General features: G+C 64.5%; 20 protein-coding genes. 6 read left to right on the forward strand and 14 right to left on the reverse strand.

The features are described 5' to 3' along the window. Positions 1-10: 10 nt before the first annotated feature. Together hydA and AUL31_RS06870 are read right to left on the reverse strand one after the other, a co-directional pair. On the reverse strand, positions 11-1,459 hold the full coding sequence (gene hydA / locus AUL31_RS06865; RefSeq protein WP_060603392.1) for a dihydropyrimidinase: 1,449 nt from the start codon (positions 1,457-1,459) through the stop codon (positions 11-13). Beyond that, a complete protein-coding gene (locus tag AUL31_RS06870; protein ID WP_060603396.1) occupies positions 1,456-2,724 on the reverse strand; it encodes a Zn-dependent hydrolase in 1,269 nt (422 codons plus the stop codon). Before AUL31_RS06870 ends, hydA begins: the two co-directional genes overlap by 4 nt. 174 nt (positions 2,725-2,898) lie before the next feature. Between AUL31_RS06870 and AUL31_RS06875 the strand changes: the two genes are divergently transcribed. Next, the gene (locus tag AUL31_RS06875; protein ID WP_143190213.1) at positions 2,899-3,534 is read left to right on the forward strand and encodes a TetR family transcriptional regulator C-terminal domain-containing protein; all 636 of its coding nucleotides are present in this window, start codon (positions 2,899-2,901) and stop codon (positions 3,532-3,534) included. An 8-nt stretch (positions 3,535-3,542) separates the two neighbouring features. Here AUL31_RS06875 and preA read toward each other — a convergent pair whose 3' ends face one another. Continuing rightward, positions 3,543-4,886 (reverse strand): NAD-dependent dihydropyrimidine dehydrogenase subunit PreA, encoded by a 1,344-nt coding sequence (gene preA, locus AUL31_RS06880; protein ID WP_060603404.1) that lies wholly within the window; start codon positions 4,884-4,886, stop codon positions 3,543-3,545. Positions 4,887-4,900: 14 nt separating this feature from the next. After that, positions 4,901-6,259 carry an NAD(P)-dependent oxidoreductase gene (locus AUL31_RS06885; protein WP_060603407.1) on the reverse strand — a complete coding sequence of 453 codons (1,359 nt, stop codon included), beginning with the start codon at positions 6,257-6,259 and terminating at the stop codon, positions 4,901-4,903. 206 nt (positions 6,260-6,465) lie between these two features. On the opposite strand from AUL31_RS06885, the gene AUL31_RS06890 reads away from it, so the two are divergent. After that, the gene (locus tag AUL31_RS06890) at positions 6,466-7,266 is read left to right on the forward strand and encodes an ion channel (protein WP_060603410.1); all 801 of its coding nucleotides are present in this window, start codon (positions 6,466-6,468) and stop codon (positions 7,264-7,266) included. A 172-nt stretch (positions 7,267-7,438) separates the two neighbouring features. Here AUL31_RS06890 and AUL31_RS06895 read toward each other — a convergent pair whose 3' ends face one another. Continuing rightward, entirely contained in the window at positions 7,439-7,825 is a 387-nt protein-coding gene (locus AUL31_RS06895; RefSeq protein ID WP_060603414.1) for a DUF423 domain-containing protein, read from the reverse strand. Positions 7,826-7,882: 57 nt separating this feature from the next. Here AUL31_RS06895 and cysQ point away from each other — a divergent pair, with 57 nt between their 5' ends. After that, a complete protein-coding gene (cysQ, locus tag AUL31_RS06900) occupies positions 7,883-8,686 on the forward strand; it encodes a 3'(2'),5'-bisphosphate nucleotidase CysQ (protein ID WP_244489338.1) in 804 nt (267 codons plus the stop codon). Here cysQ and mnhG read toward each other — a convergent pair. The 7 genes from mnhG to AUL31_RS06935 are packed head-to-tail and all read right to left on the reverse strand — an operon-like array spanning position 8,678 to position 14,773. Beyond that, the gene (gene mnhG, locus AUL31_RS06905; RefSeq protein ID WP_060603419.1) at positions 8,678-9,046 is read right to left on the reverse strand and encodes a monovalent cation/H(+) antiporter subunit G; all 369 of its coding nucleotides are present in this window, start codon (positions 9,044-9,046) and stop codon (positions 8,678-8,680) included. The two genes, cysQ and mnhG, sit on opposite strands and share 9 nt — an antisense overlap. After that, a complete protein-coding gene (locus AUL31_RS06910) occupies positions 9,043-9,432 on the reverse strand; it encodes a cation:proton antiporter (protein WP_060603422.1) in 390 nt (129 codons plus the stop codon). Before AUL31_RS06910 ends, mnhG begins: the two co-directional genes overlap by 4 nt. Further along, on the reverse strand, positions 9,429-9,902 hold the full coding sequence (locus tag AUL31_RS06915) for a Na+/H+ antiporter subunit E (protein ID WP_060603426.1): 474 nt from the start codon (positions 9,900-9,902) through the stop codon (positions 9,429-9,431). The genes AUL31_RS06910 and AUL31_RS06915 overlap by 4 nt, the downstream gene beginning before the upstream one ends. Beyond that, complete coding sequence (locus AUL31_RS06920; RefSeq protein WP_060603429.1) at positions 9,899-11,599, reverse strand: proton-conducting transporter transmembrane domain-containing protein; 1,701 nt, start codon at positions 11,597-11,599, stop codon at positions 9,899-9,901. Before AUL31_RS06920 ends, AUL31_RS06915 begins: the two co-directional genes overlap by 4 nt. 5 nt (positions 11,600-11,604) lie before the next feature. After that, a complete protein-coding gene (locus tag AUL31_RS06925) occupies positions 11,605-11,982 on the reverse strand; it encodes a Na+/H+ antiporter subunit C (protein ID WP_060603432.1) in 378 nt (125 codons plus the stop codon). Beyond that, positions 11,982-12,398: a Na(+)/H(+) antiporter subunit B gene (locus tag AUL31_RS06930; protein ID WP_060603435.1), complete on the reverse strand. Its 417-nt coding sequence runs from the start codon at positions 12,396-12,398 to the stop codon at positions 11,982-11,984. Before AUL31_RS06930 ends, AUL31_RS06925 begins: the two co-directional genes overlap by 1 nt. After that, positions 12,395-14,773, reverse strand: a complete 2,379-nt coding sequence (locus tag AUL31_RS06935; RefSeq protein ID WP_060603438.1) for a putative monovalent cation/H+ antiporter subunit A — start codon at positions 14,771-14,773, stop codon at positions 12,395-12,397. The genes AUL31_RS06930 and AUL31_RS06935 overlap by 4 nt, the downstream gene beginning before the upstream one ends. Before the next feature lie 252 nt (positions 14,774-15,025). Between AUL31_RS06935 and msrB the strand changes: the two genes are divergently transcribed. Together msrB and AUL31_RS06945 are read left to right on the forward strand one after the other, a co-directional pair. Continuing rightward, positions 15,026-15,448, forward strand: coding sequence for a peptide-methionine (R)-S-oxide reductase MsrB (msrB, locus tag AUL31_RS06940; RefSeq protein ID WP_060603441.1), 423 nt, complete (start codon positions 15,026-15,028; stop codon positions 15,446-15,448). 66 nt (positions 15,449-15,514) lie between these two features. Further along, positions 15,515-17,611, forward strand: coding sequence for a S9 family peptidase (locus AUL31_RS06945; RefSeq protein ID WP_060603445.1), 2,097 nt, complete (start codon positions 15,515-15,517; stop codon positions 17,609-17,611). 75 nt (positions 17,612-17,686) lie between these two features. Here AUL31_RS06945 and AUL31_RS06950 read toward each other — a convergent pair whose 3' ends face one another. Further along, positions 17,687-18,289, reverse strand: coding sequence for a superoxide dismutase (locus tag AUL31_RS06950; protein WP_060603448.1), 603 nt, complete (start codon positions 18,287-18,289; stop codon positions 17,687-17,689). An 83-nt stretch (positions 18,290-18,372) separates the two neighbouring features. Further along, on the reverse strand, positions 18,373-19,275 hold the full coding sequence (locus AUL31_RS06955) for a branched-chain amino acid aminotransferase (protein WP_060603451.1): 903 nt from the start codon (positions 19,273-19,275) through the stop codon (positions 18,373-18,375). 153 nt (positions 19,276-19,428) lie between these two features. Between AUL31_RS06955 and AUL31_RS06960 the strand changes: the two genes are divergently transcribed. After that, positions 19,429-20,136: a L,D-transpeptidase gene (locus tag AUL31_RS06960; protein ID WP_060603454.1), complete on the forward strand. Its 708-nt coding sequence runs from the start codon at positions 19,429-19,431 to the stop codon at positions 20,134-20,136. Positions 20,137-20,138: the final 2 nt, after the last annotated feature.

Here is a 20,138-nt window from a genome sequence, read left to right on the forward strand (position 1 = left end):
CCATTGGCGATCAGACCCCGGCCGGAATGCCGGTACGCTCGACCTTGCGAGGCGCCACCAGCTCTTTCCATGCGGACAGCGCCCGGTTGACCGGCGCATTGGCGGGCCGCTTGACGAAGCGTCCGTCGCCGGTGCCGGCCAGAACGTCGCCCTGCCGGTAGGCAAGCGCCCCGCGCGAGAATGTCATCACCGGCAGGCCCTTCACCGCAATGCCCTCGAAGACATTGTAGTCGATGGCGGATTTCTGCGTGTCCGCGGAGATGGTCTTCGTCGCCTCCGGGTCCCAGACGATCAGATCCGCATCGGCGCCGGGCAGGATCGCGCCCTTGCGGGGATAGATGTTCAGGATCTTGGCTATGTTGGTGGAGGTTGCGGCGACGAACTCGTTCATCGTCAGCCGCCCGGTGTTGACGCCGCGCGTCCAAAGCACGGGCAGCCGGTCTTCCAGTCCGCCCGTACCATTGGGAATGCGGGTGAAGTCACCCACACCGAACCGCTTCTGCTCGGTGGTGAAGGCGCAATGGTCGGTCGCCACCACCTGCAGCGAGCCGCTGGCAAGACCCGCCCACAGGGAATCCTGGTTGCGCCGGTCGCGGAAGGGCGGCGACATCACACGCCGTGCCGCGTAATCCCAGTCGGGGTTCTGGTACTCGCTCTCGTCCAGCACGAGGTGCTGGATCAGCGGCTCGCCAAAGACGCGCATGCCCTTCTGCCGGGCCCGGCGGATCGCCTCGTGGCTCTCCTCGCAGGAGACGTGCACCACATACAGCGGCACGCCCGCCTGATCGGCAATCATGATGGCGCGGTTGGTTGCCTCGCCTTCCACTTCCGGAGGCCGCGAATAGGCATGCGCTTCCGGTCCGTTGTTGCCGGCGGCCAGAAGCTTCTGCTGCAGCGAGGCCACGACGTCGCCGTTCTCGGCATGGACGAGCGGCAGCGCGCCCAGCTCCGCGCAGCGCTGGAACGAGGCGAACATCTCATCGTCGTTCACCATCAGGGCGCCCTTGTACGCCATGAAATGCTTGAACGAGTTGATGCCCTCTTCCACGATACGCGGCATCTCCTCGAAAACCTGCCGGTCCCACCATGTGATGGCCATGTGGAAGGAATAGTCGGCACGCGCCTTGCCCGCCTTCTGGCGCCATTGCTGCAGCGCGTCGATAAGGCTCTGGCCGGGCGCGGGCAGGCAGAAATCCACCGTCATCGTGGTGCCGCCGGCAAGGCCCGCCGCCGTGCCCGTATCGAAATCATCGCTCGAATGGGTGCCCATGAAGGGCATCTCCATGTGCGTGTGCGGGTCGATGCCGCCGGGCATCACATAGGCGCCGGAGGCGTCCACCACCTCGTCGCCCTCCAGCCCTTCGCCGACGGCGGCGATCCGCTCGCCGTCGATCAGGACATCGGCCCGGAATGTGCGGTCGGCGGTCACCACGGTGCCGCCCTTGATCGCGATGGTCATCGGCCCTCCCCCTCCGCCGCCTCGGCGATGCCGGCCGTATCGACGACGGCGTTCAACAGTACGTTCGCGCCGTTGCGCGCCCAATCCTTCGTGATCTCCTCGGCCTCGTTGTGCGACAGGCCATCCACGCAAGGACACATGACCATGGCGGTCGGCGCCACGCGGTTGATCCAGCAGGCGTCGTGCCCGGCACCCGATACGATATCGCGATGGCTGAGGCCGAGCTTGTCGGCTGCGTTGCGGATCGCCGCGACGCAGCTCGCATCGAAGGTCACGGGATCGAAATGTCCGACGATCTCGGTTTCGGCGCCGATATCCATCGCCTCGGCGATCTGGTGGATGCCATGCTCGATGCGGGCGCGCATCGCCTCCAGCGTGTCGCGGTCGGGAGAGCGGATGTCGACGGTGAAGACAGCGCGGCCCACGATGATGTTGCGCGAGTTTGGGTAGATCTCCACATGGCCGATCGCGCCCACGGCATTCGGCTGGTGGTCCATCGCCACCTCGTGCACCAGCTCGGTTACGCGGGCCATGCCCAGCCCTGCGTTGCGCCGCTTGGCCATGGGTGTGGAGCCGGTATGCGCCTGACGGCCGGTCAACGTGACCTGCAGCCAGTACAGGCCCTGCCCGTGCGTTACGACGCCGATGTCGACCCCCTCGTCCTCCAGGATCGGGCCCTGCTCGATATGCAGTTCGAAGAAGGCGCCGATCTTACGCGCGCCGACCTTTTCCTCGCCCTCGAAGCCGATGCGCCGCAGTTCGTCGCCGAAGCGCTTTCCGTTGGCGTCCACCCTGTCCTTGGCCCATTCCTCCTCATGGATGCCGGCAAACACGCCGGACGCCAGCATGGCCGGCGCAAAGCGCGCGCCCTCCTCGTTGGTCCAGTTCGTCACGACGATCGGGCGGCGTGTGCGGATATTCATGTCGTTCAGGCTGCGGACCACTTCCAGCGCGCCGAGGACGCCGAGCACCCCGTCATAGCGCCCGCCCGTCGGTTGCGTATCGAGATGGCTGCCAAGATAGACTGGCGCCGCATCGGCATCCTCTCCCGGCCGCTCGGCGAACATGTTGCCCATCGAGTCCACCCCGACGCGCATGCCGGCCTCTTCGCACCAGCGCTGGAACAGGCGGCGGCCGCTGGCATCCTCGTCCGTCAGGGTCTGGCGGTTATTGCCGCCCGCGACGCCCGGCCCGATCTCGGCCATGTCCATCAGGGCGTTCCACAGGCGATCTCCATCAACCTGCAGGTTGGATGCGTGGCTCATGCGGATCAATTCCTTGCATTGTCGTGTCCGGCCCGAACGGGACGGCGTTTCTTGACTGCCCGGTCAAAAGCGAGGCTAAAAGGTCGCCTATGGCCGGTCAAGCGTGACTGCCGACTTATGCGGCAGCAAATTGCGATGCAAATTCTTAAGGCACTGGGAGGCAAGGCCACGGGAATGGAAAGCGTGCGACAGCAGCAACGAACGCGCATCCAGCAGGCGAACCGCGAGATGATCGTGGCCGCGGCCCTGCCGGTGTTTTCGGCGCATGGCTTTAAGGCGGCGACCGTGGACGCCATTGCCACGGCGGCCGGCATGTCGAAGCCCAACCTTCTGTATTATTTCCGGCGCAAGGAGGACATCTACTCGGCCGTGCTGGAGCGCACTCTGGAAATCTGGCTCGATCCGCTTGAGCAGCTCGACGCCGCCGGCGATCCGGAGGCCGAGCTGTCGCGCTACATTACCGTCAAGCTGCAGATGTCGGCCGATGCGCCGGAAGCTTCCCGCCTGTTCGCCAACGAAATCCTGCATGGTGCGCCCGTCATCGGCGACTTCCTTTCCGGGCGGCTGCGCCGGCTGGTTGGCGAGAAGGCCGCCATCATCGAGAAATGGATGGAGGAAGGGCGACTGGCCCGGATGGACCCGGTGCATCTGGTGTTCATGATCTGGGCGATCACGCAGCATTATGCCGACTTCGCAGTCCAGGTGAGGGCCATCGTCGGCGCAGGCACTGAGGACCCCGCCTTCCGCGAAGCCACGGCGCGCAACGTGCTGGCCCTCGTCATGAACGGGCTGCGGCCCCGCGCCGTCTGAACCACCGGTCACTCGGCGGCATCCGGCAGAACGACGGGCTCAGGCGCGAACTGCATCGCCTCCCGCGCCATCGGATTGTTCGGATGCACCGTCCAGTTGGAATAGGCATCTGGAATAGGTTTGCCCGTTCGCGGGTCGACCCCGTGGGCGCGCTCCATGGTGATGCAATTCTCGACCGGACAGACATTGACGCAGAGATTGCAGCCGACGCATTCCGCATCGATCACCTCGAAATGGCGTGCACCGTCCACCACCGATGTGATGGCCTGGTGGGACGTATCCTCGCAGGCGATGTGGCAGCGCCCGCATTTGATGCAGAGCTCCTGGTCGATATGCGCCTTCGTCACGTAGTTGAGGTTGAGATACTGCCAGTCGACGACGTTGCCGACGGCGCGCCCGCGGAAATCCTCGATACCGCGATAGCCTTTCTCGTCCATCCACTCTGAAAGGCCACTCGCCATTTCCTGGACGACCTTGAAGCCGTAGGTCATCGCAGCCGTGCAGACCTGGACCGTACCGCAGCCGAGCGCGATGAACTCCGCTGCGTCCCGCCAGGTCGTGACGCCGCCGATACCCGAGATCGGCATGCCCCACGTTTCGCGGTCGCGGGCGATCTCGGCCACCATGTTGAGGGCGATGGGCTTTACCGCCGGGCCGCAATAGCCGCCATGGCTGCCCTTGCCGTCGATGGTGGGCGTCGGTGCGAAATTGTCCAGATCGACGCTGACGATGGACGAGATGGTGTTGATCAGGGAGACGGCATCGGCGCCTCCGCGCCGCGCAGCGCGCGCCGGGTAGCGGATGTCGGTGATATTGGGGGTCAGCTTCACGATGACGGGCAGCTTCGAGTGCTGCTTGCACCAGCGCGCGACCATTTCGATATATTCGGGCACCTGCCCCACGGCCGAGCCCATGCCGCGCTCGCTCATGCCATGCGGACAGCCGAAATTCAGCTCCACCCCGTCGCACCCCGTATCGGCAACGCGCGCCAGGATGGTCTTCCAGCTTTCTTCCTCGCACGGCACCATCAGCGACACGATCAAGGCGCGGTCCGGCCAGTTGCGCTTGACCCGGGCGATCTCCTCCAGATTGAGATCGATTTCGCGATCGGTGATCAGTTCGATATTGTTGAGGCCGAGCAACCGGCGGTCGGGTCCGTGGATGGCGCCGTAGCGGGGCCCGTTCACATTGACGACGGGTCGCCCCTCCCCCAGCGTCTTCCACACGACGCCGCCCCATCCGGCCTCGAAGGCGCGCTGGACGTTGTATTCCTTGTCGGTGGGCGGTGCGGATGCCAGCCAGAACGGGTTGGGAGAGCGGATGCCCAGAAATTCCGTAGACAGATCGGCCATGGTCCGGTTTCCCCTCAAGCCTGCGCGACAAGGGCGCGATGAATGGACATGGCGGCCAGCTTGCCGTCTTCGACGGCGGCCACGGTAAGGTCCTGCCCTCCGAAGATGCAGTCGCCGCCGGCCCAGACGCCGTCGAGGCCCGTGCGTCTTTCCTCGTCCACGGCGATGCGCCCGCCGCGCATCGGCGGCAGCGTTTCCGCCGCAACGCCTTCCAGCACGAAGGTCTGGCCGATGGCCTTGAAAACCTGGTCCGCCTGCAAGACGAGCGTTTCGCCGGTGCCCCCGAAGACGCCATCCACGGTATGGGTGCGCTCCAGTTCGATGCCGCACACCGCCTCGCCCTGCACCAGCAGGCGCTTCGGCATCACGTCGCACAGGATGCGTACGCCGCGATTGGCCGCGATCTCCTGCTCGTAACGGCTGGCATTCATCGCATCGCGGCCCCGGCGATAGGCCAGGGTCACCTCGTCCGCACCCAGCGCCTTCGCCTGTACGGCGACGTCGATGGCGGTCATGCCGCCGCCGATAACCACAACGCGTCGCCCGACCGGGATATCGCCAAGGTTCGCCGTCTGGCGCAGCTCTGCGATCCAGGACACGGCATCGGCGTCGCCACTGGTGCCGGCTCCCTCGGCCTCGAGCGCGCGCACGCCCGAAAGACCGAGCCCCAGGAACACCGCATCATGGCTGCGCCGCAACTCGTCCAGGTGGATGTCGCGCCCCAGCGCCATGTTGTTTTTCAAAGTGACGCCGCCGATCGACAGGACGAAATCGGCCTCGATGGCGGCGAAATCCTCTGTCGCCTTGTAGGCGGCGATGCCGTATTCGTTGAGCCCTCCGGGCTTTGGCCGCGCATCGTAGATGGTCACCTCATGACCAAGCATGGCCAGGCGGTGCGCACAGGACAGGCCGGCCGGGCCCGCTCCCACCACGGCCACGCGCCGGCCGGTCGGCTCTGCCCGCTGAAAGGGCTGCCGGCCGGTATCCATCATCGCATCGGTGGCGTAGCGCTGCAGCAGACCGATCTTCACCGGCTTGCCCTCGGCGGCCTCGCGCACGCAGGCCTCCTCGCAGAGGGTTTCGGTGGGGCAGACACGCGCGCACATGCCGCCCAGAATATTCTCGGACAGGATCGTGCGGGCCGCGCCCAGCGGGTTGCCGGACTGGATCTGCCGGATGAACAGCGGGATATCGATGCCGGTGGGGCATGCCTGCATGCAGGGCGCATCGTAGCAGAAATAGCAGCGGTCGGACTCGACGGCAGCCTCATGACGCTCCAGCGGCGGATGGATGTCCGAGAAGTTCGACGCCAGCGCGTCGGGCGCAAGGCGGCCGGCCGCGATATCGGGGCGATAGGGGGGAAGCTCGTTCATGCGGGTGGATCTCCCTTGAACCGTTCCAACCTAGAATGGGTCCAGATTCGGGATGGCGTCAACACCGATTTTGACCATCCGATCAAAAAATGACAAAATATCGCACTGCAACAATAATTGCACTATTTATGAGCATTATGCGAATGTTTCGACGGCAGGCATCCGCCATTCTATGGTGCCGCCGGAATAGGCATGGAGGCGAGACCGTGGGTAATCAGTCGGTCAGCGAGCGGAGAAGCGGTTTTGAGAATCTTCGAGACTGGCTGAGGCGCCTGTATCACGGGCGGTCGCGCGGCGCGCAGCGCTTCCAGACGACGATGATCATCGTCGATTTCGTGATCATCGCCTTCTTTATTGCCACACCTGTCCTGCGGGATCAGGAGGCCTTTCTGTGGCTCGACTATGCGGTGGCCGCAATCCTTCTGGCCGATCTGACGGCGCGCGCCCTGGCCTCGACCGATGTTTTCCGGTGGCTGCGTCAGCCGACGGTGATCGTCGACATATTCATCCTCGTGACGCTGCTCTTCCCCTATATCTTCGTCAATCTCGGCTTCCTGCGCATCCTTCGGCTGTGGACGGTGTCGCGCAGCGGCGCCCTGTGGCGCCCCCTGCATCGGCACGGGCTGGAAGACTGGGAGGATGCCGGGCGCGCGGTGGTGAACCTGATCACCTTTCTCTTCGTCGCGACCAGCTTCATCTACACCTTCTTCTTCCGCGATGGATCCGGCCTGACGGGTTACATCGATGCGCTGTACTTCACGGTCACCAGTGTCACGACCACCGGATACGGAGACATCATCCTGCCCGGCCCCGCCGGCAAGCTGACATCCATCGTGACGATGCTGATCGGCATTTCGCTGTTCGTACGCCTGGCGCAGGCATTGTTCCGGCCGCACAAGGTGACGTTTCCCTGCCCGCAATGCGGCCTGTCGCGACACGATCCCGATGCCGTCCACTGCAAGGCCTGCGGCCATCTCCTGAAAATTCCCGATGAGGGGCAGGACTAGGCATCCTCATGTCGATAAAATGCGATTTCATCGCCACGTTTTTGCGATATGTCGATGCCATCGACATATTCGGCGGATATGTCGAAAAATCGGGGTTCTTTCGACATGAGCTTCGATCCGAACCGGCCCTGCAACGAACTTTGCCGTGCTTCGCTGCTGTCGGACCGGCGCTTCACCGAGGCCGACGCAGGAATGCGATGACGGCGCAGGCGGCGATGGCCAGCCAGCCGGCCATCAGCATCATCCCGCCGCTCGGCGCGGCATTGGCAAACAGCCGGCCACCCGTGGCGATGCGTGTCGCAAGGTCGCCGGAAAACAACAGCACGCCGGCGATCAGCATGGCGCCGGGTATGGCGCGCGCCGCGATCATGGATGGCGGCGCCAAAGCGAGCGCCAGCAAGGCCGGTGCATGAACGAAGGCGATTGCCGCTGCCACCGCCGCAAGCGGCGATGCCGTCGCATGGGCGGCATAGGCGGCGCCCGCAGTGCCGGCCGCCCCGAACAGGCCGGCAAAGACCAGCAGTGTCACGCTTGCGGCATCGGAGTGAGAGTGTTTCATTGACTTCGTCCTACCAACTCCCGCAGGTGGTATCCAAGGACAGCGCGGGTGTACAGCATGAGCGGGCAGGCAGACGCTCTCCACATGATGGAGATCTTCAGGACGGCGGCCGAAACGGCCGGGCGGGCCATACTGCATATCCGCGCGGGGGGTTGCATCGCCGAGACCAAGCCGGACGCCTCGCCCGTCACCGCCGCCGACCGCGAGGCCGAGCGCCTTATCCTCGAAAGCCTGGCGGCTTCCTTTCCCGCCATTCCCTACATTGCAGAGGAGGCCTGTAGCGAAGGCCTTTCCGGCTGCGCCACGCATCACGGCTTCTTTCTGATCGACCCGCTCGACGGCACACGCGAATTCGTTGCCGGGCGCGACGAGTTCACCGTCAACATCGCCTTCGTCGTCGATGGGCGGCCTGTCGTGGGCATGGTCCACGTGCCCGCCACGGGCGAAAGCTTCGGCGGCCTGCCCGGCACAGCCCTCAAATGGGGCCCCGGCGCCCCCTCGCCCGAGGCGATAGCCACGCGCCAGCCGCCCGTGGGCGGTATGACGGCGCTTGTCAGCCGTTCGCATCGCACGCCGCAGACGGATGCCTATCTTGCCGGGTGCAAGCCGGACGAGATCGTCCCCATGGGGTCGTCGCTGAAATTCTGCCGGATCGCGGAAGGCGCGGCAGACCTCTACCCCTGCCTCGGCACGACCATGGAATGGGATACGGCCGCAGGAGAAGCGGTGCTGACCGGCGCAGGGGGGCGCGTCGAGACGCTGGAGGGCACGCCGCTGCGCTATGGCAAGCACGCGGAAAAGGGGCGCGGCGGCTTTGCCAACCCACCCTTCATCGCCTATGGCGGTGACCGCTCAGCCTGACAGGGTGTCGGTCTCGTCCAGCTCGCGCGGCTGCATCTGGGTCCGCTCGTCGCGGATCGATTCCGGCCCCATGCGATAGCCTGCCGATTGCGCCGCCTTGCCCAGAAGGTGGGCCGAGATCGGTGCCGTCATCAGGAAGAAGATGATGGCCGCGATGGCCCGCAGCACTTCTGCCGTTTCGTTGGATACGATGGCCAGCGCCACCAGCATCAGCACGGAACCGACGGTGCCGGCCTTCGCCGCCGCATGGATGCGCGTATAGAAATCCGGAAACCGGACGATCCCGATGGCTGCAACCATGGTGAAGCCGGCGCCCGCGACCACGAACAGGGCCGCGATGATATTGCCGAGCCCGCTCATCGCAGAACCTCCGTCCGCCCGATGGGCTGCCGGACATGCTTGTGGTCGGGGTCTTCTTCCTCTTCCACCTTTTCCTGCTGCACCGGCGAGCGCTCCGTGTCGCCGCGCACCATGATGAAGCGGGCGAACGAGATGGTCGCCAGGAAGCCGACGAGGCCGAGCGCGATGGCCACGTCCACATACAGGGTAAAGCCCGTATCGATGCCGATGATGGCGATGAAGCCGATGGAGCCTGCCGTCAGCACATCCAGGCCCAGCACGCGATCCGGAAGGGTCGGGCCCTTGAAAATGCGGAAGATGGTCAGTGCAAAGGCCACGCCGATGAACAGGAGGGCCATGGACAAGGCCCAGTCGAGGACGATTTCCGAGAACTCGAGAAAGGTCATCGCAGCGCCTCCAGAAGCTTGCGTTCGAAGCCGCGCGCGATCTTGCGCCGCTCGGCATCCGGATCGGTGCAGTCGAGCGCGTGGACGTAAAGCGTCGAATGATCTTCCGAGACGTCGAGCACCAGCGATCCCGGCGTCAGCCCAACCAGGCCGGCCAGCATGGCGATCTCGTAATCGCGGTCCACCATCATGCGGTAGACGAACACGCCGGGCTTCAGATCGAGCTTGGGCTTCAGCGCCGATACGGCAACCCGCCACGCCGACAGGAATATCTCGGACACGAGATACAGGAACAGCGAAGCCACCCGCTGCCCACGGCGCAGATAGCCGCCCGTGCCGATCTGCTCGCGGATGAGGCCAAGCGTGAAGGCCGACAGGAAGAAGCCGAACAAAAGGTTGGCCAGGCTGAACGTGGCGGTGACGATAACCCAGACGAGGGCAAGAACGATGTTGACGACGAAAAGCGTCATGGCGTCACCTCACCCAGCACGGACGACAGGTAGCCCTGCGGCTCCAGAAGATCGGCAGCCGCCTGGAAGCTGAATTCCGCCAGCCATTCGGGCCAGACACCGGCGACGATCACGAAGATGCACAGCGCCACCAGCGGCACCAGCGCCAGCGGAGTGCCCGGCGGCGGGGCGCGGAAGGTTTCTTCGGCGATCTGCTTCGCCTCGCCCACATCCTGGGCGGCGGCCATGGCCGGAAGCGGACGCCAGAAGGCCAGCGCGAAGGCACGCATGCAGGCAATAGTGATCAGAAGCCCCGACACAAGGATGGCGGCGGTCAGCCATGGCATGTCGGCGGCGATGGTGGCACGGACCAGCAGCATCTTCGGCCAGAAGCCGGAAAAGGGCGGAAGCCCGGCGACGGCCAGGAAAAGAACGAGGAACATGACCGAGAAGATCGGGTTGCGGCGCCATAGCCCGCCCATCTCGTGCAGCGAGGACGAGCCGTTGCGGAAGGCCGCGACGCCGGCGGCAAGATACAGAGCCGTCATCACCACGATCGAGTGGATGGCATAGTAGATCGCGCCCGAAACGCCCGTCACGAGCGTCGACAGAACCTCGCCGCTATCGTTCAGGCTGCCGTCGCGCAGCACGCTGGCCGCGCCGGTGGTGACCGTCGTCGTCGTGCTTTCCAGAAAGGGCGGGATCGCCATGCCGGCCATGATGGTGCCGATGCCGGCAATCACCACGTAGTTCAGCATGCGCCGCAGATCGCTTTGCGCCAGTGCGCCGAGGGCGCCGGCCATCATCGTCAGTCCCGCCACCCAGGCGATCAGGATGCCGAGGCCGACGCGTTCCGGCGGAAACAGCATAAGCTGCACACGCATCAGCGCATAGATGCCGACCTTGGTCAGAAGGCCGGCAAACAGCGCCGAAACGACGAAGCGGGGCGTATGGTAGGAGGCCGGCAGCCAGAAATTGAGCGGGAAGGCAGCGGCCTTCATGGAAAAGGCGACGAGGTAGAGCGCGCCGATGGTAAGCAGCGTGCCGTTGCCTTCGAAGGCAGCGGCCTTCACGGCGATCTCGGCCATGTTGAGCGTGCCGAACACCCCGTAGAGATAGCCGGTCGTCAGAAGGAAGACGGTGGCCCCGATGAGGTTGAGAAAGCAGTATTTGGTGGCGCCGTCGAGCTGCTCGCGCTCCGAGCCGAGGATAAGCAGGCCAAAGGACCCGATCAGCATCACCTCGAACCAGACATAGAGGTTGAAGATGTCGCCGGTCAGGAACGCGCCCGAGACGCCCGCCATCACCATGAACAGGAACGGGTAGAAACCGTATCGGCGCTCTTCCTCGTCGATGGAGGCGATGGCGTAGATACCGCAGGCAAGCCCAACGAAACCGGCAACCGTCAGGAACAGGACACTGGTCATGTCGGCAACGAAGGAGATGCCGTAAGGCGGCCGCCAACCGCCCATGGCCATGGCGAGGGTTCCCTCGCGGTAGACCTCGACGAACAGCGCGACGTCGGCGACCAGCAGCAGGACGAGCCCGGTTACGGCAACCGGCGGGTGCCAGTGCATCTGCCGGCGCAGCATCAGGAGGCCCGCCCCGAACAGGAAGCAGATCAGGATCGGCATAATGAGCAACCAGCCGGCCAGGCTGGACTGGTCCAGCACCATGGCCTGGCGGATCATCTCTTCCATGCTCTGCGTTGCGGTCATCTCAGTCAGTATCCAAGCGGAGGCAGCCCCTCGTCCTCAGGCTCCGCAACGCGCATGTCCTGCGTGTCGTCGGTTTCCAGGTCCTGGTAGGCACGGTAGGTCAGCACCAGCAGGAAGACGAAGAATGAAAAGGAAATGACGATGGCGGTCAGCACCAGCGCCTGCGGCACGGCGTTGGCGATGGCCATCGGCGGCATGTCCAGCCCGCCCGGTATCAGCGGCGGCGCGATCGGGCCGATGCGGCCCGACACGAAGATGGACAGGTTCACGCTGTTGCCCAGAAGCACGACGCCCAGCAGCATCCGGATGATGTAGCGCGACAGGAGCAGGTAGATGGTGAAGGTGAACATGATGCCGATCACCACGGCCAGCGCGGTTTCCATCAGTCGACATACCTCTCTTCGAGCGAGAGGGCGATCGACGAGATCGATCCGACGATGACGAGATAGACCCCAATATCGAAGAACAGCGCGGTCGAGATGGGCGGCTCTCCGAGGAACTGCGGAAACCACCACAGCCCGGTCATGAACGGATAGCCGAGGAAGATCGAGGCAAAGCCCGCCAGCGTCGCCATGATCAGCCCGAAGCCGGCATAGGCGATGGGGTGGAAATGCAGGGCGCGGCGCACCGACTCCACCCCCACCGCCATACCGTAGACGGCGATGGCGGAGGCCGAGATGAGGCCACCGATGAAGCCGCCGCCCGGCTCGTTGTGGCCGCGCAGCAGCACGAACAGCGAGAACAGGAACATGAGACTGGTGAGGTAGGGCGCCATGACCCGGAAGATGACGGTTCTCATGGCTGTGCCTCCACTGCCGGACGCTTCTTCTTCTTGACGCCGTGCCTGTCCTTCTTCGATACGCGGATGCGCACCAGCGCCAGGATGGCGGCGCCCGTCGTCAGCACCACGGCGATCTCGCCGAACGTATCCACGGCGCGGAAATCCACCAGGATGACGTTCACGATGTTGCGGCCATGCGCGATGACATAGGAGTAGCGGGTGTAGAAGTCCGACAGCGTCGTATCCATGGTCGTCTGGGTGACCGAGATCAGGAACAGCGCAAGCCCTGCCCCGCCGAGCGCCGCCAGCAGCAATTCGGGCGCGACTTCCCGCCAGGGCCGCCGGTCGGCCGGCTGCAGGCGCAGCCGCGTCATGACGAGGGCGAGGATGGCAACCGACAGGATCTCGACCATGAACTGCGTGAACGACAGGTCGGGCGCGCCCAGCAGCAGGAACAGCAGTGCGACGGCCAAGCCCTGGATGCCGAGCGACAGCATGGCCGCCAGGCGGTTGGGCGCGACGGCCACCACGACCACGCCGAGAACGAGGATGCCAAGCAGCATCCACTCGTAGAAATACAGCATCGGCCATTCGGGCATGCTGGGCAGGCCGCCGGTGGAGATCATGGTGACCCAGAGCAGGCCGATGATGACGATGAACGTCATGCGCATGTAGTAGTCGAGCCGGCCCGGTTGCAGGAAGTTGGTGATGGCGGCAGACGCCACTATGAGGCCACGGATGAACTGGTCGAAGCCGCGGTCCGGCCCCCAGCCGATGGTGGTCAGCACCGAGGCGATGCGCGCGCGCGCATCCTTGGACCGCATGTAGAGCAGGATGCCGACGACGATGGTCACCACCGACAGGACCAGCGGCGCGCCGAAATGGAAGCCGACCGCGATGGTTATCGCCACCGCCTCGTCCAGCGAGGGTGGGACCATCGGGTTGGAGATGAACTGGTGCGTCACCTGCGAGAACAGGCCGGCCAGCAGGCCGACGACGCCGAGCAGAAGGGGCGGCGCCCAGACCAGGAAGGACGTCTCGTGGGCGCGGCGCAGGCCGCTTGGCAGCGTGCCGACGAACGGCTTCCACGCCACCACCAGAACCGTCGCGAACATGAAGCAGTTGCCGACGAGCGTGACGAGGGTCATTGCCCCGGCATAGGGCAGCGGCCCGGCCTGGAAGGCGGCGGCATAGACCTCTTCCTTGGCCAGGAAGCCGAACAGCGGCGGCAGGCCGCCCATGGCCGCGGCGCCCAGAAGGGCGGCGGCGAATGTATAGGGCATGGTGCGCGCAAGGCCGCCGAGGGCGCGGATATCGCGCGTTCCGGCGCCATGGTCGACCGAGCCGGCCACCATGAACAGGCAGGCTTTGGCCAGCGAATGCGCAACCACGTAGAGGACAGCGGCCTCGAGAGCCAGTTCCGAGCCGATGCCGATCAGAAGCACCAGAAGGCCCAGCGACGCCACGGTGGTATAGGCCAGCATCAGCTTCACGTCGGCCTGCCGCAGCGCCAGGATCGCCCCGATGACCATGGTGATGCTGCCGGCCGTCACCAGCGCCACTTCCCACATCACCGTCTCGCCCATCACGGGGAAGAAGCGCATCAGGAGGTAGATGCCCGCCTTAACCATGGTGGCCGAATGCAGGTAGGCCGAAACCGGCGTCGGCGCTTCCATCGCGTTGGGCAGCCAGACATGGAAAGGCATCTGCGCGGATTTGGTGAATGCGCCGGCCAGCAACAGAACCAGGATCGGCCCATAGGCGCCGCTGTCGTAGATGGCCCGTGGCTGGTCGATCAACTCGCTGACCGAAGTCAGACCGGTGGTGGCGCGGATCAGGACAAACCCGGCCAGAAGCGCAAGCGCGCCGGCCCCGGTAATCACCAGCGCCTGGATCGCGCCGCGTCGCGCCGCCTCGCGCTCGTGCTGGAAGCCGATCAGCAGGAAGGACGTGATCGACGTCAACTCCCAGAAGATGAACAGCGTCATCAGGTCGTCGGCAAGCACGAGGCCCAGCATCGCGCCCATGAATAGAAATATGTAGGAGTAAAATCTACCGAGCTTGTCGCTTTTCGAAAGATAGCCGCCTGAATACAGCACGACAAGCGCGCCGATACCCAGGATCAACAGCGCGAAGGCATAGGATAAGCCATCCAGCCTGAACGAAAAGCGTACGTCGAAAGTCGGTACCCAATCGAAACCAAACAGGAAAATCTCCCGTCCCTGGATCTGCTCCGAGACGGCAAATATCAGCGCAAATGCAACAGCAGGGAAAAGCGCCAGGGCGTAAGCAGAAAAGCGCCCAAGGAGCTTATGAACTGACGGTGCAAGGATGGCAGCAACAAAAGGGAGAGCGACAGCCAAGTAAAAAAGCTGCCCCGTCTGTCCTTCCATGCACCCATTCCCCTGTCTGGATTTCTTGGCGGCGAACCTGCCCGATCGAGGCGCCCACTCGACCACCGAGTTCTTGCACCATGTTAGATTTCGGCGGTGATTCTTCAACCCGTTCAGGTCATTTTCACGAAGGCTTCATGCTGCCGCACAAGCGCCTCCGGCGGCAATTGCCGCCGGGTCGCACGGCGTCATGCTTGTGAGGATGCCCTTGCGGGACTACTTGACCGGTGACGACGCCTTTCACGGAGAAAGATGATGGAAAACGCAACGCATCGCCAGCTGAAAGTCGACAAGACGGATGCGGAATGGCGCGCGATCCTGACACCCGAACAGTATGCTGTCGCGCGCGGGCACGGCACCGAACGGCCCTTCACCGGCCCCAACTGGGACCAGAAGGCAGATGGCATCTACGCTTGCGTCTGCTGCCACCGGCCCCTGTTCGATGCCGAGACGAAGTTCGAGTCCGGCACCGGCTGGCCCAGCTTCTACGAGCCCGTCGAGGATGGGGCCGTCGTGGAAGTGGTCGACCGCACCCATGGGATGGTGCGCACGGAAGTGCGCTGTACCGATTGCGATGCGCATCTTGGCCATGTCTTCGAGGACGGCCCCCGGCCGACCGGCCTGCGCTATTGCATGAACGGCTATGCCATGGAGTTCACGCCGGAAGGCGAATGAACCCTGATCATCGGGCCGGATCGTCCGGCCCGATTTCCCTTTCCCCTGCCCCCACACGAGAGTCCCATGCTGAAAATTCCCGCCGGCGCCGTCGCGCCCGTGGCGCCCGAGCGCCCGGAAAGCCATACGATCCACGGCATCGAACGGATCGACCCATACGCCTGGTTGCGGGCCGGGAACTGGCAGGAGATGTTCCACGACACGACCCTGCTGGATCCGGCGATCCGCGATTATCTGGAGGCGGAGAACGCTTACCAGGAGCAGGTGCTCCAGCCCACCGCCGCCCTGCGCGAACGCCTGATCGCCGAAATGCGTGGACGCATCAAGGAGGACGATTCTTCGGTGCCAGCCGCCGACGGGCCCTTCGCCTACGGGATTTCCTATCAGACCGGCGCCGAATATCCGCGCTTCATCCGCACTCCGCGCGACGGCGGCACGGAGGAAATCCTGCTGGACGTGCAGCATGAGGCCGGTGCACGCAGCTACTTTTCGCTCGGCACCGCCACGCACGCTCCCGACCATGCGCGGCTGGCCTGGAGCTACGACGACAAGGGCTCGGAGTTCTACACAATTGCAGTGCGCGACCTTGCCACCGGCTCGGACGATGTCGTGCGCATCGGCGAAACGGGCGGCGACGCCACGTGGAGCGCCGGTTCGGACGGGTTCTTCTATACGCGGATGAATGCCAGCCACCGACCGGACAAGCTGTTCTATCACCAGCTCGGCTCTCCCGCCGAAGCCGACCGGCTCGTCTTCGAGGAGACGGATGCAGGCTTTTTCATGAATGCGGGGGAAACCCAGTCACGCGCCTTCGTGACGATCGACCTGCACGATCACGAGACGTCGGAGGTGTGGCTGATCCCGGCCGGCGATCCGCAAGCCGCGCCACGCCTGGTTGCCCCGCGCGAAACGGGGGTGGAGTACAGCGTCGACGAGGCCGGCGGCATTCTCTACATCCTCACCAATGCGGGCGGGGCCAAGGATTTCAAGATCGTCACCGCGCCCGCCGATGCGCCGGGGCGCGATGGCTGGACTGATCTCGTCCCGCACGAGCCGGGACGGCTGATCCTGTCGCATTTCGTGCTCAAGCGTCACCTTGTCTGGCTGGAGCGGCGCGATGGCCTGCCCCGCATCGTTGTCCACCGCCTGGCGGATGGCGTGCAGCACTCGGTTGCCTTCGACGAGGAAGCATACGCCCTCGGCCTGTCGGGCACCTACGAGTTCGATACGACCACCATTCGCTTCAGCTATTCCTCGCTGACGACGCCGGCACAGACCTTCGAATACGATGTGGAAAGCCGCCAGAGGCGGCTGCTCAAGACGCAGGAAGTTCCGTCCGGCCACAACCCCGCCGATTACGTGACGCGGCGCGTCATGGCGCCGGCGGCGGATGGCGAACTCGTGCCCGTTTCCCTGCTGTATCGCCGCGATACGCCGCTGGACGGCAGCGCGCCGTGCCTTCTGTACGGCTATGGCGCCTATGGCATCACGATCCCGGCCAGCTTCAACTCCAATGCACTGTCGCTCGTCGATCGCGGTTTCGTATGGGCCATCGCGCATATCCGGGGCGGCAAGGACAAGGGCTTCGCCTGGTACGAACAGGGCCGGCGCGAATTCAAGGAAAACACCTTCACCGACTTCATCGCGGCAGCGCGCCATCTGGTTGCCGAGGGCTATACCGCGCATGACCGCATCGTGGCGCATGGCGGCTCGGCGGGCGGCATGCTGATGGGGGCCATCGCCAATATCGCCCCCGATGCCTTCGGCGGCATCGTCGCCGCCGTTCCCTTCGTCGACGTGCTGAATACGATGCTCGACGACACGCTGCCCCTCACCCCGCCGGAATGGCCGGAATGGGGCAACCCGATCGCATCGCAGGCCGATTACGCGCGCATCGCGGCCTACAGCCCCTATGACAATGTCGGCGCCCGGGATTATCCACCCATCCTTGCGCTGGCCGGCCTGACGGACCCGCGCGTGACCTACTGGGAGCCCGCAAAGTGGGTTGCCCGGCTGCGCAAGCTCAAGACGGGCGAGCGGCCCGTGCTGCTGAAGACCAACATGGATGCCGGCCACGCCGGCGCCTCGGGCCGGTTCGCCCGGCTGGAGGAGACGGCGCTCGTCTACGCCTTTGCGCTGGCCGTTACCGGCCGGGATAGCTGACGCAAACGCAAAGGGCCCTCCCGGCGATGCTGCCGGGAGGGCCCTTTGAAATCGACGGAAGTATCCGCGCAGCGCTTAGCGCGCAGCGGCCTCGTAGCGCTCCAGCACGTAGTCCCAGTTGATGAGATTATCGACGAAAGCCTCCAGATACTTCGGCCGCAGGTTGCGGTAGTCGATGTAGTAGGAGTGCTCCCAGACGTCGACGCCAAGGATGGGCGTGCCGCCATGAACCAGCGGGTTCTCGCCGTTCGGCGTCTTGGAGATCTCGAGCTTGCCGTCCTTGACGGACACCCAGGCCCAGCCCGAACCGAACTGGCCCTTGCCCGCCTCGATGAAGTCGGTGCGGAACTTGTCGTAGCCGCCGAGGTCGGAATCGAAGGCCGTCTGCAGTGCGCCGGGCAGCGATTTTCCGCCACCGTTCGGCTTCATCCACTTCCAGAAATGGATGTGGTTGTAATGCTGTGCGGCATTGTTGAAGAGCGGCTGGTTCTTGCCGAAAGACTGCTTGACCACCTCTTCCACGGAGGCGTCGCCGAGGCCCGCTTCCGCCGCCAGCTTATTGCCCATTTCCACATAGGCATTGTGATGCTTGTCGTGGTGGAATTCGAGCGTTTCCTTGGACATGTACGGCCCCAGCGCGTCGTAGGCGTAGGGCAGTTCAGGCAGGGTGAAAGCCATTTCGTCAGTTCCCTTCAGATCGTGATCTTTCAACCGGACAAAAGTCCGATGAGTGTCCTAATTAGGGGCGGAAGCCCGGTTTGTCAGCCGCCTGCCTTTTCCAATTGCAGCTCCGCAGTGGAATTTTTCCCCTGGCGGGCGAAGGCGAAGTAGAGCTCGCGCGCCTGCTCGGCAAAGGCTCCGACCTTCAGCGCGCGCCCTTCGATGCCGGTCACGGGGACGACCTTGGAGTGGTTGCCCGTGGAGAAAATCTCGTCTGCCTGCATGAAATCTTCGACGGAAAGGCTCTTTTCGATCACCTCGACGCCGTCCTTGCGCAAAAGGCCCATGACGCGCTGGCGGGTGATCCCGTTGAGGAAGCAGCCGTTTGGCACCGGCGTATAGACGACACCGTCCTTTGCCATGAAGATGTTGGATGTCCCCGTTTCGGCGACGTTGCCCACGACATCGCGCACCAGCGCATTGTCGTATCCCCTGCCCTTCGCTTCCATGATGGCGCGTGCGTTGTTGGGATAGAGGCAGCCGGCCTTGGCGGCCGTCGGCATCGTCTCGGGCGTCGGGCGGCGGAAGCTGGATACGCCGAGGGTAAACCCGGTCGAAGCGATCATCGGCGATTCATAGAGGCAAAGGCAGAAGCGCGTCGTCGCGGGATCGGCCGGAACGCCCATGTAACCGCCATCCTCTGCCCAGTACATCGGGCGGATGTAGACGGCGGTCCTGCCGTCGAACCTGGCCAGGCCCTCATGCGCAAGACGCACGATCTCCGCCGCCTCGACCGTGGGCTGAAGGCCCAGCGCCAGCGCCGAGCGGTTGACGCGGGCGGCATGCAGATCGAGGTCCGGCGCAAGGCCGTCGAACCAGCGCGCCCCATCGAAAACCGAAGAGCCCAGCCAGAAGACATGGCTGCGCGGCCCCACCAGGGCCGGATTTCCATCCAGCCATTCGCCCTCGTAGAAGGTGACGGTCCGCGAAAATTCGATCGCCATTGCGGTCTCCTTGTAGTGTCTTTCGCGGCGAGTGATAGGCTCTTTGCGCCGGCCTGCCAACGCCACGGCAGGCGGTGGTGGAACATTTGCAACCTTTAGCGGTTATCTTCAGGGGAATTTGAGTTCTTTAGCGTTCGACGATCAAGGCGGGACATGACGGACATCATCGATTTCAACGGCCTTACCCGGCGTCATCTGCTGGCCGGGCTGGGGGCAACCGCTGCGCTCGCGCTTGCGGGTTGCACAACCGCAAACCGGGCATCCATTGCCGATACGCCCAGCCGGGGCAACCTGCCGCCGGAGTATCTGGCGGCCTATGGCCCGATCGAGGACGGCGGTTTCACCATTCCCGCCATCGACCTCAAGCGCATGGACCCGCAATTCCTGCGCCGCGAGGTAGCCTATAACGGCCCCGAGGCGCCGGGAACGATCATCATCGATACGCCGACGCGCTTCGCCTATCTGATCCAGCCGGGTGGGACGGCCATGCGCTACGGCGTCGGCATCGGCCGTGACGGCTTTGCCTGGGACGGCCGCGCCCGTGTCCAGTTCAAGCGGCGCTGGCCGCGCTGGACGCCGCCATCGGAAATGATCGCGCGTCAGCCTGAGCTGGAACAGTACCGCCAGGGCATGGAACCGGGCCTCATGAACCCGCTGGGTGCGCGGGCCCTGTACCTGTTCCAGAACGGCAAGGACACGCTGTACCGCCTGCACGGAACGCCCGAGTGGTGGACCATCGGCAAGGCGGTGTCGTCCGGCTGCGTGCGCTTCATGAACCACGACATCATCGATCTCTACGATCGCGCCGCCGACGGCGCCACGGTGATCGTCAACCAGCAGAGCGGTGCGATCACCGTCTAGGC

Source organism: Aureimonas altamirensis, from assembly GCF_001463885.1.
Lineage (GTDB): Bacteria > Pseudomonadota > Alphaproteobacteria > Rhizobiales > Rhizobiaceae > Aureimonas > Aureimonas altamirensis.